The 14,956-nt window shown below is 70.1% G+C and carries 16 protein-coding genes; 9 read left to right on the top strand and 7 right to left on the bottom strand.

The window, feature by feature from the left end; all coding sequences use genetic code 11:
- Positions 1–136: 136 nt before the first annotated feature.
- The 4 genes from EJK15_RS43160 to EJK15_RS43145 are packed head-to-tail and all read right to left on the bottom strand — an operon-like array spanning position 137 to position 4,285.
- A complete protein-coding gene (locus tag EJK15_RS43160; RefSeq protein ID WP_138716262.1) occupies positions 137–1,048 on the bottom strand; it encodes a carbohydrate ABC transporter permease in 912 nt (303 codons plus the stop codon).
- Positions 1,045–1,914, bottom strand: a complete 870-nt coding sequence (locus tag EJK15_RS43155; RefSeq protein WP_240777578.1) for a carbohydrate ABC transporter permease — start codon at positions 1,912–1,914, stop codon at positions 1,045–1,047. Before EJK15_RS43155 ends, EJK15_RS43160 begins: the two co-directional genes overlap by 4 nt.
- On the bottom strand, positions 1,911–3,269 hold the full coding sequence (locus EJK15_RS43150) for an ABC transporter substrate-binding protein (RefSeq protein ID WP_138716261.1): 1,359 nt from the start codon (positions 3,267–3,269) through the stop codon (positions 1,911–1,913). The genes EJK15_RS43155 and EJK15_RS43150 overlap by 4 nt, the downstream gene beginning before the upstream one ends.
- The gene (locus EJK15_RS43145; protein ID WP_138716260.1) at positions 3,266–4,285 is read right to left on the bottom strand and encodes a LacI family DNA-binding transcriptional regulator; all 1,020 of its coding nucleotides are present in this window, start codon (positions 4,283–4,285) and stop codon (positions 3,266–3,268) included. The genes EJK15_RS43150 and EJK15_RS43145 overlap by 4 nt, the downstream gene beginning before the upstream one ends.
- Positions 4,286–4,472: 187 nt before the next feature.
- Here EJK15_RS43145 and EJK15_RS43140 point away from each other — a divergent pair, with 187 nt between their 5' ends.
- The 3 genes from EJK15_RS43140 (at position 4,473) to EJK15_RS43130 (ending at position 7,378) form a co-directional block, all read left to right on the top strand.
- Positions 4,473–5,096, top strand: coding sequence for a TetR/AcrR family transcriptional regulator (locus tag EJK15_RS43140; protein ID WP_171074866.1), 624 nt, complete (start codon positions 4,473–4,475; stop codon positions 5,094–5,096).
- A 73-nt stretch (positions 5,097–5,169) separates the two neighbouring features.
- Positions 5,170–6,375, top strand: coding sequence for a cytochrome P450 (locus tag EJK15_RS43135; RefSeq protein WP_138716258.1), 1,206 nt, complete (start codon positions 5,170–5,172; stop codon positions 6,373–6,375).
- A gap of 295 nt (positions 6,376–6,670) precedes the next feature.
- Positions 6,671–7,378, top strand: coding sequence for a class I SAM-dependent methyltransferase (locus EJK15_RS43130; RefSeq protein ID WP_138716257.1), 708 nt, complete (start codon positions 6,671–6,673; stop codon positions 7,376–7,378).
- Positions 7,379–7,435: 57 nt separating this feature from the next.
- Here the strand turns inward: EJK15_RS43130 and EJK15_RS43125 are convergent, their stop codons facing one another.
- From EJK15_RS43125 to EJK15_RS43115, 3 genes are read right to left on the bottom strand one after another with little or no spacing between them, the layout of a single operon-like run.
- Positions 7,436–8,290: a haloalkane dehalogenase gene (locus EJK15_RS43125; protein ID WP_138716256.1), complete on the bottom strand. Its 855-nt coding sequence runs from the start codon at positions 8,288–8,290 to the stop codon at positions 7,436–7,438.
- A 12-nt stretch (positions 8,291–8,302) separates the two neighbouring features.
- Entirely contained in the window at positions 8,303–8,665 is a 363-nt protein-coding gene (locus EJK15_RS43120; RefSeq protein ID WP_240777577.1) for a pyridoxamine 5'-phosphate oxidase family protein, read from the bottom strand.
- Positions 8,666–8,685: 20 nt separating this feature from the next.
- A complete protein-coding gene (locus EJK15_RS43115) occupies positions 8,686–9,501 on the bottom strand; it encodes an NAD(P)H-binding protein (RefSeq protein WP_138716254.1) in 816 nt (271 codons plus the stop codon).
- A gap of 85 nt (positions 9,502–9,586) precedes the next feature.
- Between EJK15_RS43115 and EJK15_RS43110 the strand changes: the two genes are divergently transcribed.
- From EJK15_RS43110 to EJK15_RS43085, 6 genes are all read left to right on the top strand, one after another.
- A complete protein-coding gene (locus EJK15_RS43110) occupies positions 9,587–10,153 on the top strand; it encodes a TetR/AcrR family transcriptional regulator (protein ID WP_240777576.1) in 567 nt (188 codons plus the stop codon).
- Positions 10,154–10,165: 12 nt separating this feature from the next.
- Entirely contained in the window at positions 10,166–11,197 is a 1,032-nt protein-coding gene (locus EJK15_RS43105; RefSeq protein WP_138716253.1) for a TauD/TfdA family dioxygenase, read from the top strand.
- Between the two features lie 205 nt (positions 11,198–11,402).
- On the top strand, positions 11,403–12,044 hold the full coding sequence (locus EJK15_RS43100; RefSeq protein ID WP_138716252.1) for a TetR/AcrR family transcriptional regulator: 642 nt from the start codon (positions 11,403–11,405) through the stop codon (positions 12,042–12,044).
- 178 nt (positions 12,045–12,222) lie between these two features.
- Complete coding sequence (locus tag EJK15_RS43095) at positions 12,223–13,596, top strand: phenylacetate--CoA ligase family protein (protein ID WP_138716251.1); 1,374 nt, start codon at positions 12,223–12,225, stop codon at positions 13,594–13,596.
- A 248-nt stretch (positions 13,597–13,844) separates the two neighbouring features.
- Positions 13,845–14,498, top strand: a complete 654-nt coding sequence (locus tag EJK15_RS43090) for a response regulator (protein WP_138716263.1) — start codon at positions 13,845–13,847, stop codon at positions 14,496–14,498.
- 72 nt (positions 14,499–14,570) lie between these two features.
- Entirely contained in the window at positions 14,571–14,918 is a 348-nt protein-coding gene (locus EJK15_RS43085) for a hypothetical protein (RefSeq protein ID WP_138716250.1), read from the top strand.
- The last annotated feature ends 38 nt before the right edge of the window (positions 14,919–14,956 follow it).

Raw genomic sequence — 14,956 nt, 5'->3', positions numbered from 1 at the left:
GCGCCAGGTCGCCAACCGCCTCGTCGGCATCCTGCACGGCTGCCTCAAGACCGGCACCCTCTACGACGAGGCAACCGCCTGGCCGCATCACGCCGAATCGCTTGCTGCTTGACAACTAAAGCTCCTGGGATGTCTTTCATTGTTTGACTCCGCCGGTGGCCAGGCCGCTCTGCCAGTAACGCTGCAGCATCAGGAACGCCGCCACCAGCGGGATGATCGACAGCAGCGAGCCGGTGACGACCAGAGGGATGACCTCACCACTGCCGCCGCCCCCGACCGACGCCTGCGCGGCCCAGTTGGCCAGGCCGACGGTGACCGGGTACAGCGACGGGTCGTTGAGCATGATCAGCGGTAGGAAGTAGTTGTTCCAGGTGGTCACCAGCGTGAACAGCAATACGGTGACGAAGCCGGGCGCGAGCAGTCGCAGCACCACCTGACGGAAGATCCGGAACTCGCCGGCGCCGTCGATGCGCGCCGCCTCCAGGAGGCTGTCCGGCACCGCGTCCTGGGCGTAGATTCGCATGAGGTAGAGCCCGAAGGGGTGCACCAGCGAGGGCAGGATGATCGCCCACGGCGTGTTGACCAGGCCGATCTTGGCGAAGATCAGGTACGTCGGAATCGCCAGGGCCGTGCTCGGCACCATGATCGCGCCCAGCACCAGCCCGAACAGCGCCTTGTTGCCGCGAAACGGGAACTTGGCGAACCCGTAGCCGCCCAGCGCGGCCAGCAGCGCCGCGCCCCCCGCGCTCACCAGCGCGTAGATCGCGGTGTTGAGCAGCCACCGGCCGTAGACCCCCTCCTGCGCGGTGAACACCCGCTGGACGTTGTCCGGCAGCGCGAAGTCGCGGCCGAACCAGAGCCCGAAGCTGTTGAACAGGTCGGCCGTGGTCTTCGTCGAGGCCACCACCAGCCAGAACAGCGGCAGCAGGAAGTAGATCAGGAAGGCCAGCATGCCGAGCGTGAGCATCGGGCTGCGCTTGCGGCCCGCGGCGTTGCCGGACACGGCCTGGGCGGTCGCCCTGGCCGGAGCCGTTGCGGTGGTGGTCATGTCCTTCTCCTCGTCACGGCGAGCTGGACGGTGTAGGAGACCACGACGATGACGATCCCCAGCAGGAAGGACACCGCCGCCGCGTAGTTGACGTCCTGGCTGGTGAAGGCCAATGAGTAGGCGTACAGATTGGGGGTGTAGGAGCTGTCGATGACGTTCGGCGCCAGGCGCTGCATCAGCTGCGGCTCGTTGAAGAGCTGGAAGCTGCCGATGACCGAGAAGATCAGGGCCAGCAGCAGGGCCGGCCGGAGCGCGGGGATCTTCACGCTCCAGGCGGTCCGCCAGGTCCCGGCTCCGTCGACGGCCGCGGCCTCGTACAGCTCGGACGGAATCGCGCGCAGCGCGGCGTACAGGATGATCATGTTGTAGCCGGTGAACTCCCAGGTGACGATGTTCGCCAGCGAGCCGAGCATGACGTCCCCGCCGAGCAGGTTCGGCGCGGGCAGGCCCAGCGTCTCGGCGAACTGGGCGATCGGGCCGAACTCGGGTCCGTACAGGTAGCTCCACATGAGCGCAGCCACCACGCTGGGCACCGCGTACGGGACGAAGATGCCCAGCCGGATGAACCGCGACAGCCACAGCACCCCGCTGTCCAGCACGAGCGCGAAGATCAGCCCCAGCAGCAGCATGATCGGCACCTGGACGAGGAAGAACCTGGCCACCCGCAGGACGCCGTCGAGCAGCCGCTCGTCGGTCAGGGCCCGCACGTAGTTGTCCAGGCCGACGAAGGTGGTGCCGCCGATCAGCTGCTCCCTGAACAGGCTGAGGTAGCCGGCGTACGCCAGCGGCACCATGAGCATGGCGACGAAGACGATCAGGAACGGCGCCACGAACAGGTAGCCCGTCCTGGCCCTGAGATGGTTCACTTCGAGACCTTGAAGCCCTGGCTCTCGGCGTACGTGGTGATCCGCTGCTGCCACTGGTCGAGCGCGGGCGTCGGGTCGGTCTTGTCGGCGAGGGCCTTGCCGACGGTCTCGTCCCAGTCGTTGACCGTCTGGTCCAGGAACGGCGGCCAGCCGAAGTCCATGGCGACGGTGTCGCTGATGCCGGCGAAGAGCTTGTTGACCTGCTGCCCGCCGTAGAACTCGGGCTTCTCCTCGACGAACGCCTTGTCCTCCAGCAGCGCCTTGGTGGGCGGGAAGAGGAACTGCTCGGCCGCCATCATCTTGGTCGACTCGGGATCGGTGTTGAGGAACTCGGCGAACTTGGCGGCGGCGATGGGGTTCTTCGACGACTTGATGACGGCGCTGGTGGAGCCGCCCCAGTTGCCGGCCTTGTTCTCACCGGCCGCCCACTGCGGCAGCGGCGCGGCCCGCCACTTGCCGCTGGTGTCCTTGGCGCTGCCGGCCAGGAACACCGGGCCCCAGGCGGCGGTCAGCCAGGTGGCGTACTTGCCCTTGTTGAGCGCCTGGTACCACTGGTCGGTGAAGTCGGTGTCGGTCGACACGACGCCTTCCTTGACCAGACCGCCCCAGTAGCCCGCGACCTTCTTGGAGACCTCGTCGTTAACGCTAACACTGATCTGGTCGGGCGCCGCCATCTGGAACGGCTTGGCGCCGGCCTGCCACAACAGCCCCATCCAGGCGCCGTTCTGGTTGCCGGCGAGGTTGGTGATGTAGACGTCTGGGTCGGCGGCGTGCAGCTTGCGGGCCGCGACCGCGAACTCGTCCCACGTCTTCGGCGGCTGGATGCCGTGCTTGTCGAAGATGTCCTTGCGGTAGAGCATCCCCATCGGCCCGCTGTCCTGCGGGATCGCCCACACCTCGCCGTTCTTGCCGGTCACCTGGCTCCAGGTCCAGTCGACGAACTTGTCCTTCAGCGCCTCGGCGCCGTACGGGCGCAGGTCGAGCAGGTTGTTGGTGATGGTGAAGGTGGGGATGTACTGGAACTCGATCTGCACGACGTCCGGCGCGCCGCTGCCGGCCTTCAGCGCGGTGCGCAGCTTGGTGTACTGCGGCTCGCCCTGCCCGGCGTTGACCACCTTCACGTCGATGGCGGGGTACTTCTTCTCGAACAGCGCCACCTCCTTCTCGATCTCCGGGACCCAGGTCCAGAAGGTGAGCTCGGTGGGCGTCTGCATGGCCTTGTCGATGTCGGCCTGGCTGGTGACGCCCGGCGGCTTGTCGGCGGCCTCCTGTGTTTCCCCGCCTCCGCCGCAGCCGGCGACGAACAGGGCGGTGGCGGCCGTGGTGGCCAGCCACCGGGTGCGTGGCGTTGTCATGATTTCTCCTTGGGGGGTGCGGTTGACTGGCGCACCACGAGGCGCGCCGGCAGGTGGTCGTGGGTCGCCGGGCCGGCGCCGTTCTCGATCAGCTCGACGAGCATTGCCAGGCCGTGCGCGGCGATCGCCTCGAAGTCCTGGGGGATGGTGGTCAGGGGCGGGGACAGATACGCCGCGGACGGGATGTCGTCCAGCCCGACCACGCTCACCTGCTCGGGCACCGCGCGGCCGGCCTCGGCCAGGGCGCGCAGCACGCCGATCGCCATGTCGTCATTGGCCACGAACACCGCCGTGACCTCGGGGTTCGCCGCCAGGATCCGTCCCGCCGCGTACCCGGACGCGGGGGACCAGTCGCCCTCGATCGGCGGCGGCACGGGGGCTCCGGCGGCGGCCAGCGCCTCCCGCCAGCCGCGCTCCCGGTCCCGCGCCGCCCACCAGCGGTCCGGGCCCGCGACGTGCCAGACGGTGGCGTGGCCCAGGCCGAGCAGATGCTCGGTGGCCAGCCGGCCCGCGCCCACGCCGGACGCACCGGTGATCACCACGCGCGGACCGTCGATGCCGGGGCCGAAGCTGAGCACCGGGACGTCCGGGTCGATCCGGAACGCCTGGCCCTCCTCTATCGGCTCGGACACCACGATGGCGTCCACACCCTGTTCCAGCAGCGATTCGACGGCCTTCATGACGCCGCCTTCCTCACCCTCCAGCGTGTTGACGACGCTGAGGGCGTAGCCGATCTCTCTGGCCCGCCGCTCCAGCGCGACGAGCAGGGAGGCCGGGCCGTAGAGCGGCGTGCCGAGCGAGGCCACCCCGATGCGGTGGAAGCGGCCGAGGTTGAGCGCGCGGGCCGCGGTGTTGCGCCGGTAGCCGAGCTCGCGCGCGGCCGCCAGCACGCGCTCGCGGATCTCGTCGCTCACGTACGGCTCGCTGTTCATCACCCGGGAGACGGTCTTCTGCGAAACGCCCGCCCGCCGAGCGACGTCGATGCTGCCGGGTGGCCTGCGCCGTGGCTCGGTCATCGCAGCTCCTTGCGTCTGACTACGTAGTCAGGTGTAGTGGGCATCACTCTCCGTGCTGGACGTACGGATTGTCAAGGGTGCGTTTCCCGGATGTTTCCGCTTCGTGATTATTGACCAAGCGCTCGTTCAAGAGATATATAGGGAAGTGGATATATGTAGGAGCACCGGTATTCGCGCGGAGGCCCAGGTGGCGCGTACTCAGGACCAGCGGCGGGCCGAGACGCGGGCCCGGCTGATCGACGCGGCGGCCGACCTGTTCGCCCGCAAAGGTTTCCACGCCGTGTCCGCCGAGGCGGTGGCCGGCGCCGCCGACCGCACCACGGGCGCGCTCTACAACCACTTCGGCGGCAAGGAAGGGCTCCTGCTGGCGCTCCTGGAGGTCTGGAAGGAGCAGACCGCGGCCGAGTTGCTCGCCGGGTTCGAGGAGGTCACCGAGCTCGACGAGCGGCTGGCCGCCATGTTCGGCGCGCTGACCCGCGACTCCCGGGGCGGGTCGTGGCTGCTGCTGGAGATGGAGCTGTGGCTGCACGGCGCCCGCGACCCCGCCATCGGCGAGCCCCTGGCCAGGCGGTACGCCGACGTCCGCGCCCGCCTCGCCGAAGGGCTGTCCGACTGGGCCGAGGCGGCCGGGGTGCCGCTGCGCCGATCGCCCGAGCAGACGGCCGCCGGCGTGCTCGGGCTGCTCATCGGCTGCGCCGTGCAGCACCGCCTCGACCCCCCGGCGGTCGAGGCCCGAGCCGTGGCCGAGAACCTGCGCGACCTGCTGGGACTAACACAAGCGATCTCAGAAGTCGGCATGAGATCGCCATGACACAGCGATCTCAGAAGTCGGCATGAGATCGCAATAACACAGCTGTGCCCAGCCCGCACCGAAGGAGGCACCGATGCAGATCAACCTGCTGGAAGGGACCTGGGAGCGCGAGGTCCCGCACGATCAGTTCGCCTACCTGCGCAAGAACGCGCCCGTCCACTGGCACGAGGTGCCGGACGACACCGGGTTCTGGGCCGTCACGAAATATCAGGACGTGAAGGCGATCAGCCGCGACGTGCACACCTGGTCCACGCAGCTCGGCACCGCGTTCATCCGTACGCAGACGCCCGAGTTCATCGCGCTGGCCAGCCTGACCCTGCTCAACATGGACCCGCCGAAGCAAACCCGCTACCGGCGGCTGGTCAGCGCCGGCTTCACGCCTAAGATGATCGCCCAGCTCAAGGGGAAGATCCAGCGGCGCGCCGAGAAGATCGCCGACGCCGTACTGGACAAGGACGGCGAGGTGGAATTCGTCGAAGACGTCGCGCAGTATCTGCCGCTCCAGATGATCTGCGACCTGGTCGGCGTCCCCGAGCAGGACCACGCCCTGATCTTCGACTGGTCCAACCGCATGGTCGGCTTCCAGGACCCCGACTTCCGCACCACGCCGGAGGACGGCGAGATCGCCTCGGCGGAGGCGTTCGCGTACTGCGACGGCATGGTCGAGGAGCGGCGCAAGAACCCGCGCGACGACATCCTCACCGCGCTGGTGCAGGGAGAGGTCGACGGCGACCGGCTGACCAGGGACGAAATCAGCATGTTCTTCGTGATCTTGTTCGTCGCCGGGAACGAGACCACCCGCAACCTCATCGCCCACGCCATGAAGGCCCTCATCGCCCATCCCGACGCCTACCGCGACCTGGCCGCCGGCGTCGACGACGAGGACCTGTGGCGCACCGCCACGGAGGAGTTCCTGCGCTGGGGATCCTCGATCCACAACTTCCGCCGTACCGCGACCAGGGACACCGAGCTGCACGGCCAGCCGATCGCCGCGGGGGAGAAGGTGGTCACCTTCTACGCCTCGGCCAACCACGACGAGGACGTCTTCACCGACCCCCACGTCCTGGACATCCGGCGCGACCCCAACGACCACGTGACGTTCGGCGGCGGCGGGCCGCACTTCTGCCTGGGCGCCAACCTGGCCAGGCTGCAGATCCGCTGCATGATCAGGGAGCTGCTGCGCCGCTTCCCGTCGGCCGAGCACGCCGGGCCGGTCAGGCGGATGCGCTCGGACTTCATCAACGGCATCAAGCACATGCCCGTCCGCTTCGGGAAATAAATCGCCGGCACCGGCGTGATGTGCGTCGTTAGCGTCTCTGATTGGCTTAGCGATCCTGTGCGTTGCACAGGATCAGGACACAACGAGGTGCCCGGCATCCACCAATCGTCTTCGTGCCCTGGTACCGGCAGCGAGGCCACCGGCCCGTTGAACACGTCCCTCCGGACGCTGACCGGCCAGACGCGCACGGCCTGACCGAGGAGGGTGCCCGACGTCGCCTGGGCGCCGGGCGTGCAGTGACACTATGCCACACGATAACTACGGTTGGCTAACCCCATCAGCAACCCTAACGCCGGTGATCTACGAGCATCCTCTGGCCTACGTGCTCGGACTGGAAGGCCTTGCCCTGCTGCGGTCCTTTACCGGCGAGTACGACCGCGAGTTCGTCGACGCCCGCCTCACCGAGATCCGAAGGCTCCTCGACGACGAGTCGCTGGCGAGCGCCGCCGTGGAGGTCGCCCGCGTGGACACGGTGGAGGGCTATCAGATCTGGTCGAAGACCTACGACGGTCCCAATTCGGCGTTCGACATCGACGAGCCCATCGTCGGGGAGATCGCCGGCGCGCTGCCGGCGGGCGTCGCCCTGGACGCCGCGTGCGGCACCGGCCGGGTCGCGGCGTACCTGGCCGGGCGCGGGCATCGGATCATCGGGATGGACAGCTCGCCCGACATGCTCGACCGGGCGCGCGAGCGGGTGCCGCAGGGCGAGTTCCACCTCGGCGACCTGCATCGCCTGCCGGTGCCCGACGACGCCGTCGACCTGGTCGTCTGCTCCCTGGCGCTTGCGCATGTGCCCGTGCTGGACCCGGTGCTGGCCGAGTTCGCCCGGATGCCCGCGGAACCGCCCGCGCCGGCCCCGAGCGAGCCCGCGACCCTGGGGCCATGGGACGTCTGGCCGTGGTGCCTGAGCGACCTGGCGCCCGAGGCGGCGAGGGCGGCCATCGGCGGGACGCCCTCGATGGTCGTCTGGCACTTCCGACTGGCCGAGCATCCCGGCCGCTGACCGACCGGGTGCCGGTCGCGGGCGGGAAGACGCGGCCGAGCCCGGAGCCCGGTCTCCTCACAGGTGCTTGGCGGCCCACTCCTCGACGGCCGCCGCGATGGCCAGGGGCTGGTCCTCCGGGGTGTGATGCCCGGCGATCGCGTCGTGTTCCGAGATCTCGAGAGCGGCGATGTTGGCCTCGCACCAGGCGATGGTCTCGGGCGTCCACATCGCGCCCGGGCCGGGCCGGAAGCCGATCAGCAGCTTGGGCACCTCCGTGCTGGCGGCCAGCCACCGGTCGAAGGCCTCGATCCTGGCCACGACGTCGGCGGGCTCCCCGCCCAGCGGCAGCGAGCGCGCCCAGCGCAGCATCGGCAGGCGGCTCTCCCTGGTCGGGTACGGCCGCAGGTACGCCGCCACGTCCTCCTCGGCGAGCGGCGTGGCGACGGTGGTGGGCAGGCCCTGCCGGAGGAAGGCGTCGTCGTCGAGGATCATGGACTCTCCCACGCCCTCGGTCTTGATCGCCTGGAACAGCGGGCGGCCTCCCTCGGGGAACTCCTCCCAGGTCATCGGCTTGACGATGGCCTCGGTAAAGGCGATCCCGCGTACCCGGCCGGGGTGGCGGGCGGCCCAGTCGAAGGCCAGCGCGCCGCCCCAGTCGTGGCCGACGAGCACCACGTCGTCGAGGCCGAGGGTGTCGAACCAGGCGTCCAGGTAGCGGGCGTGGTCGTCGAAGGTGTAGTCGATGTCCGGCTTGCCCGACCCGCCCATGCCGATCAGATCGGGGGCCAGGCGGCGGCCGTGCCCGATGGCGGGCATGACGTTCCGCCACAGGTGGGAGGAGGTCGGGTTGCCGTGCAGGAAGACGATCGGCGCGCCGGTGCCGAGCTCGCGGTAGGACATCGTGGAATCGAGCACGTTCTGGATGGGCATGGTCGGGTCCGTTCAAGTATTGAGGGTCATGGTTCGGTTCACCGCGATCTCGATCACGACCCGGCCGGGCGGGCCGGGCGGCGGTGAGCCGTAGCGTTCGGTGTAGCGGCGGGCGGCCTCGGTCACCCGCCGCGGATCGTCGGACACCGTGGCGGCGCCCTCGAGGGTGACCCAGCGGAATCCCGCGACCTGGCAGAGCGCGGCCCGGCCGCCCGCCGCCAGGTTGCGGGCCTTGCGCGAGGCGGCCACGGTCAGCACGCGCGCCAGGCCCGCGTCGCCGTCCCAGGTGAAACGCACGGCCACCACATGCGGGGACCCGTCGGGCCGCAGCGTGGTCAGGGTGGCCACGCTCGGCTCGGCCAGGAAGGACTCCACCGAGCCCGGCAGGCCGCCGCTCAGCGGAAGGCCTCGACGTTGCGGGCGGTCCAGTCGGCGAAGGTACGCGGCGCGCGGCCCAGGATCCGCTCCACATCCGGGCTGACCTGCTGCTCGGCGGCGGTCGGCGCACCCAGGATGGCCAAGGTGCCCTCGGCGACCGGCTCCGGCATGAACCGCAGCATCTGGGCGCGAGCCTCCTCGCGGGTCTGCTCGGCGAACCGCACCTCCGCACCCAGGGCCCCGCTGATCGTCGCCGCGCGCTCGCGCGGGGTGACCGGCCGCGGTCCGGTGAGCTCATAGGTACGCCCCGCGTGCCCGGCCTCCCGCAGCACCACGGCCGCGACCTCGGCGATGTCGGCCGGATCGATGGTCGGCAGCCCGATGTCCCCGAACGGCGCGGCGGCCGTACGGTGCGCGCGGATCGGCTCGGCCCAGGCCAGGGCGTTGGAGTCGAATCCGCCCGGCCGCAGGATCGTCCACTCCAGCCCGGAGCCGCGGACGGCCGCTTCGAAGGCGGCCGGGTGCTGATACGCCTGCGGCCTGGTCCCGGCGCCCTGTGAGGAGAGCAGGACGACGCGCCGGATCCCGCCCGCCTTCGCCGCGTCCAGGATGGCCTGCGGGTCCTGCCCGGCGACGAGCAGGAACAGCGCGTCGGCGCCGTCGAAGGCGGCCTTCATGCCGGCGGGCTCGGCCAGGTCGGCCTCGAAGTGCCGCACATTCTCGGGAAGCGGCGCGGGCCGCCGGGAGACCGCGGTCACCTGCTCGCCCGCCGCGGTGAGCAGGCGGACCAGCTCGCCGCCGACGTTTCCGGTGGCACCCGTTACTACGATCATGGATCTACCTCGAAAAGTTAGTTAGTTGACTGACTTGGAACGAGACCATAGCCGTCGGACAAGGCGCTTGTCTATAGTGAGTCAGGTGACTGACTCAACGCGGACGGGGAAGCGGGAACGGCTGGCCGGCGCCGCCATGCGGGTGCTGCACGAGCAGGGGGTGGAGAAGACCACCCTCGCCGACATCGCGCGCGCGGCCGACGTCCCGGTGGGCAACGTCTACTACTACTTCAAGACCAAGGACCAGCTCATCGAGGCGGCCATCGACGCGCACGGCCGGCAGCTCGAGTCGATGATCAGCACGCTCGAACAGCTCCCCACGCCGCAGGAGCGGCTCAAGTCCCTGCTGCACGGCTGGATCGAGCAGCGCGACCTGACCGCCCGATACGGCTGCCCCACCGGCACCCTCGCCTCCGAGCTCGACAAGCGCGACGACGGCCTCGACCGCGCGATCGCCAAGGTCATGGGTGAGCTGCTCGACTGGGTCGAGCGGCAGTTCCAGGCCATGGGTCGCGACGACGCCCGCGAGCTCGCGGTCGCCCTGTTCGCCGCGTACCAGGGCATCTCCCTGCTGACCAACACCTTCCGCGACCCCGGACTCATGGCCGTGGAAGGCCGTCGCCTGGAGCGCTGGATCGACTCGCTGGCCTGACCCGCTTGCGCCGTGGGCGAAGACGTTCGGCCGTGGGCGATCAGGGGGTGCGGCGGGCGGCGCGGGAAGGGATGGTGGGCCGAGAAACAGACGGCGGGCGAAGGGACGGTGGGCGCGATGGCGGTCGCGGAAGTGCTGGGGCCGGGGGAGTGGCTGGGAGCGGAGATCCGCGACAGCGACGCCTGGCGGGTCCGGCTCGACGACAGGCAACGACAGGAAGTGCTCAGCGCCGTGCGCGCGGCGCAGCCGGCACCGGGCGAGATCGCCCGCGAGAGCTTCCCGCTGCCCACGCTCGGCCCCGTCCTGCGGCGGGTGCGCGAGGAGCTCGTGGACGGCCGCGGGTTCGTGCTGATCCAGGGGGTTCCCACCGATGGGATGAGCGAGCGGCAGTGCGAGATCGCCGCGCTCGGGCTCGCCGGCCACGTCGGCGGCATCGTCCCGCAGGGGCCGGACAGCGCGCCGCTCATGCACGTACGGGACACCGGCGCCGACCCGGCGCGCGGCCAGACCCGCAGCTATGAGCACAGCGGGCGGCTCGGCTACCACAGCGACCCGACGGACATCGTGGGCCTGCTGTGCGTACGCCCGGCGAAGTCCGGCGGCCTCAGCTCCATCGTCAGCTCCGTGGCGGTGCACAACGAGCTCGTACGCACCCGCCCTGCCCTGGCGGGGCTGCTCTACCAGCCGTGGTGGCACGACCGTCGCACCGGCGACGGCCCCGACAGCTTCTCCACCAAGCCGATCTGCACGCCGCGCGCCGGCGGCGGGGTGTCCATGACCTACGGGCCCGACTACCTGCGCTCGGCGCTGCGCGGCGCCCACGTGCCGCCGTTCACCGACGCGCAGCAGGAGGTGATGGACCTGCTCGACCAGCTGACCAACGACCCCCGCTTCGCACTCACCATGGACCTGCGGGAAGGCGACATGCAGTTCCTCAACAACCATGTCGTCCTGCACGGCCGCACCGCCTACGAGGACCACTCGGAGCCGGGCCGCCGCCGCCACCTGCTCCGCCTCTGGCTCACCACCGGCCCGGCCCGATAGGCCGGGCCGCTACACCGGGGCCAGATCCCGGGGCGTACGGCTCCCACACCTGCGCGATGAGGTGTCGCCGCCCGGGAGGCCATCACTCCTGGTCTGCTACAGCACCCTGACCCGGCGCGTACTCGGACGTGCCGCTCGCCTCCCTGATGCCACTTCGCAAATATTCCAGTTGTCGGGAAAATTCCAGCAGACGTATATTTGGGTCATGCAGGAGTCTCGGCGCGAGCGGAAGAAGCGGCTGACCAGAGAGCGGATCGTCATGGCGGCTCTCCGGCTGTTCGAGGAGCAGGGATATGAGCAGACCACGCTGGCGCAGATCGCCGCGGCGGCGGATATCGACCCCAAGACGTTCTCCGCCTACTTCCGCGGCAAGGACGAGGTGCTGTTCGTCGACGTGGAGCGCAACTTCGACGTGATGCTCGAGGCGATCGCGGAACGCCGGCCACACGAGAGCCCGGGCGAGGTGCTGGCGAGGATGGTCCAGGAGTACGCCGCCTATCGCCGGCCCAAGGTTCCCCCCAGGGAGCCCGAGGAGCTGTCGGCGCCGTACCGGCTGGTCCTGAGCACGCCGGCGCTGCAGGCCAAGGCGCTTTACGTGCTGTTGGACCTGCAGCAGCGGATCACCGACGAGCTGCTGAAGGCGTTTCCCGGCCAACTGGACCCGATCACCGCGGCGGCGATGACCGGATCCCTGATGGGCGCCATCCAGCAGGCGAGCCTGGCCAGCGTCCAGCTTGGCCGGTCGCAGGACGAGCTGTGGGAGGCCGCCCGGCGTGGACTCGACATCGCCTTGCACGGCCTGCTTTCGGTGCGGCAGCCCACCGAAGCCGTTGACGAACGCCCCTGACGAGGGTGCGACCTATCACCGACGCCACCAGCATCCGCGCACATCGCCCGCACTCCCAGACCAGGGCGGATCGACCTGCGGCGGATGCCGCAGCTCACCAACGGCCCTTCTGGCACCAATGTCTCTCCACCACCCGGGAAGGCGACATCCCACTCACCGGAGAAAGGACCCGACCATCATGAAGGAAAGCGCCCGGCAGATCGCTCGCGACGCGCGACGCGCCATGCGGGAAGGTCACGCGGCGATCGCGCAGCGGCAGCGCGCCCACCTGGCCGAGATGGTGGCCTACGCCCGCGCCCACTCGCCGTACTTCCGCAAGTTGTACCGGGACCTGCCAGAAGAGGTCGACGACCCGGCAGTGCTCCCGGTCACCAGCAAAAAGACGCTGATGGCCCACTTCGACGACTGGGTCACCGACCGGAATGTGACACTCGAGAAGGCCCAGGCGTTCGTGGCCGATCCCGCGCTCGTGGGTGAGCGGTTTCAAGGGGGGTACCTCATGGTCACCACCTCCGGAACCAGCGGGCTGCGCGGCATCTTTCTGCTGGACGAGCGGAGTTTGGCCGTGGGCACCGCCGTCGGACAGCGCGCCCGCACCGGGCTGGGGATCGGCGACTTCATCCGTCTCCTGCGCGGCGCCGGCCGTACCGCGATCGTCTCCGCACCCGGCGGCCACTTCGCCACCGTCGCGGGGGCGGCACGGTTCCGCCGGGACCACCCACGGCTCAGCTGGATGCTGCAAGAATTCTCGATACACCAGCCACTGCCGGAACTGGCCGCCGAGCTCAACCGGTACAACCCCAGCTCCCTCGCCGGCTTCTCGAGCATGCTCGGGCTGCTGGCCGGAGAACAGGAAGCCGGCCGCCTGCGCATCCACCCAGGGATGATCATCGCCGGTGGTGAGGCGCTGACGGCGGAGAACCGCACCCGGATCGCCAACGCGTTCCACGCCCAGGTCCGCTCCGCCTACGCCGCCACCGAGTGCGGCTTCCTCGCGTACGGCTGCGTGCACAACTGGCTTCACGTCAACAGCGACTGGGCCGTGCTGGAGCCGGTCGACGCCGACTACCGGTCCGTCCCACCAGGTCAGCCGTCGCACACGGTCCTGCTGAGCAACCTCGCCAACCGCGTCCAGCCGATCCTGCGCTACGACCTGGGCGACAACGTCCTGCTGCGTCCCGACCCCTGCCCGTGCGGCAGCCCACTACCCGCCGTTCAGGTGCAGGGCCGCGCGGCCGAGATGCTTGCCTTCCCCGCCGGCCGCGGCGAGCACATCGGCATCTCCCCCATGGCCTTCGGCACTCTGCTAGACCGTCTTCCCGGCATCGAGCAGTTCCAGGTCGTCCAGACCTCGCCCGCCACACTGCGCGTGCGCCTGAAGCCCGCGGATGGCGCCGACCCCGACCGCGTGTGGCAGACGGTGCGCGACGAGATCACCCACCTGCTCACCGAGCACAAGGTCGACCACGTCACGCTCGAACGCGCCGAAGAGACACCACAGCAATCACCCGGCGGCAAGTACCGCAGGATCATTCCCCTGGCCACGCCGTGACGACACGGCTCGTACGCGTTGGTTTCTCGAAAGGATCACTGACGCGGTCGGTGTGAACGTCCGCGGCCTCGCCTTCGCCAAGGAGTGCGTTACCGGGGTTGGCCACCGACAGCCACGCCTGGAAGGCGATGGCCGAGGCCAACAGCAGGGTGGCGGCGAGCAGGACCGGGTCGGCGTCGCGCGCACCGGTGAGCACCGCCCGGCGATCAGGGGGTGCGCAGGGGCGGGCGGCCGGCCCGGGAGCGCCCGTGACCATCAGCGTCCTGCTGGCCGACGATCAGGCGATGGTCCGCGCCGGCCTGCGGGTCATCCTCGAGGACCAGCCCGACATCGAGGTCGTCGCCGAGGCCGCGGACGGCGACGAGGCGGTCGCCCTGGCCCGGCGGCTGCGCCCGGACGTATGCCTCGTCGACATCCAGATGCCGCGCCTGGACGGCATCGAGGTCACCCGAGCCCTGGCCGGACCCGCCGTCCCCGCCCCGCTCCGGGTGGTCGTGGTCACCACCTTCGACCTCGACGAGTACGTCTACGGCGCGCTGCGCGGCGGCGCCGTCGGCTTCGTGCTGAAGGACGCGGGCCCGGCCCTGCTCGTCGAGGCCGTGCGGGCCGCCACCGCCGGGGACGCCCTGATCTCGCCGTCGATCACCCTGCGGCTGCTGCGCCACCTGACGGCCGCCGGAGCACCGGCCCCCCGCCGGCCCGAGCAGCCGCTGTCCGAGCGGGAGATCGAGGTCGTCCGGGCGATCGCCAGGGGCCGCACCAACCAGGAGATCGCCGCCGAGCTGTTCATCTCGCTCAGCACGGTCAAAGGCCACGTCTCCGGCATCCAAGCCAAGCTGGCGGTACGCAATCGCGTCGGGATCGCCTCCTGGGCCTGGGAAAGCGGCCTGACGAGCATCTGATAAGAGTTCGCACTTCCCGGCCACGTCGACGCGCTACGGTGAGGAACGATGATCGGGCGGAGGGAGGCGACGATGCGGACCAGGCTGCCTGTCGCGTTGCTCCTCCTGCTGTCCTGGTTCCTGCCCGCGACCGCCCACGCCAGGGCCGTCGAGCCGCAGGTCACGGCCGTTCACGTGACGGCCTGGCGGGCGCAGGAGCACCCTGGCCTGGGCCAGGAGCCGTACCGCAACGCCGTGCTGCAGGGCCGGCACGGGCTGCTCGGCCTGGCGGGCCCGGCCGGACCGGCCGTGCTGCCGTCCGGCCTGCCGTACCCGACGCCCGCCTGGGCCGTCGCCGTCGCCCGCCCGGGCGCTGATGATCCGGCCGGCCGCCGGCCGGTGGTGGCGCCGGCGCGGGGGCCTCCCTCCACAGGGTTCTGACGATTCCCTGTCCCGCACATCTGTGCCTGTGGAGGCTT

The sequence above is a fragment of the Nonomuraea basaltis genome, from assembly GCF_005893125.1.
Lineage (GTDB): Bacteria > Actinomycetota > Actinomycetes > Streptosporangiales > Streptosporangiaceae > Nonomuraea > Nonomuraea basaltis.
The sequence above is the reverse complement of the archived record's forward strand: the minus strand, read 5'-3'. Positions and strand labels throughout refer to the sequence as shown.

Coding starts and splice junctions, on each gene's coding strand:
- EJK15_RS43125 (WP_138716256.1), bottom strand. CDS start 8,290: ATGCCCATCCAGAACGTGCTCGATTCCACGATGTCCTACCGCGAGCTC.
- EJK15_RS43150 (WP_138716261.1), bottom strand. CDS start 3,269: ATGACAACGCCACGCACCCGGTGGCTGGCCACCACGGCCGCCACCGCC.
- EJK15_RS43115 (WP_138716254.1), bottom strand. CDS start 9,501: ATGATCGTAGTAACGGGTGCCACCGGAAACGTCGGCGGCGAGCTGGTC.
- EJK15_RS43135 (WP_138716258.1), top strand. CDS start 5,170: ATGCAGATCAACCTGCTGGAAGGGACCTGGGAGCGCGAGGTCCCGCAC.
- EJK15_RS43100 (WP_138716252.1), top strand. CDS start 11,403: ATGCAGGAGTCTCGGCGCGAGCGGAAGAAGCGGCTGACCAGAGAGCGG.
- EJK15_RS43095 (WP_138716251.1), top strand. CDS start 12,223: ATGAAGGAAAGCGCCCGGCAGATCGCTCGCGACGCGCGACGCGCCATG.
- EJK15_RS43145 (WP_138716260.1), bottom strand. CDS start 4,285: ATGACCGAGCCACGGCGCAGGCCACCCGGCAGCATCGACGTCGCTCGG.
- EJK15_RS43085 (WP_138716250.1), top strand. CDS start 14,571: ATGCGGACCAGGCTGCCTGTCGCGTTGCTCCTCCTGCTGTCCTGGTTC.
- EJK15_RS43160 (WP_138716262.1), bottom strand. CDS start 1,048: ATGACCACCACCGCAACGGCTCCGGCCAGGGCGACCGCCCAGGCCGTG.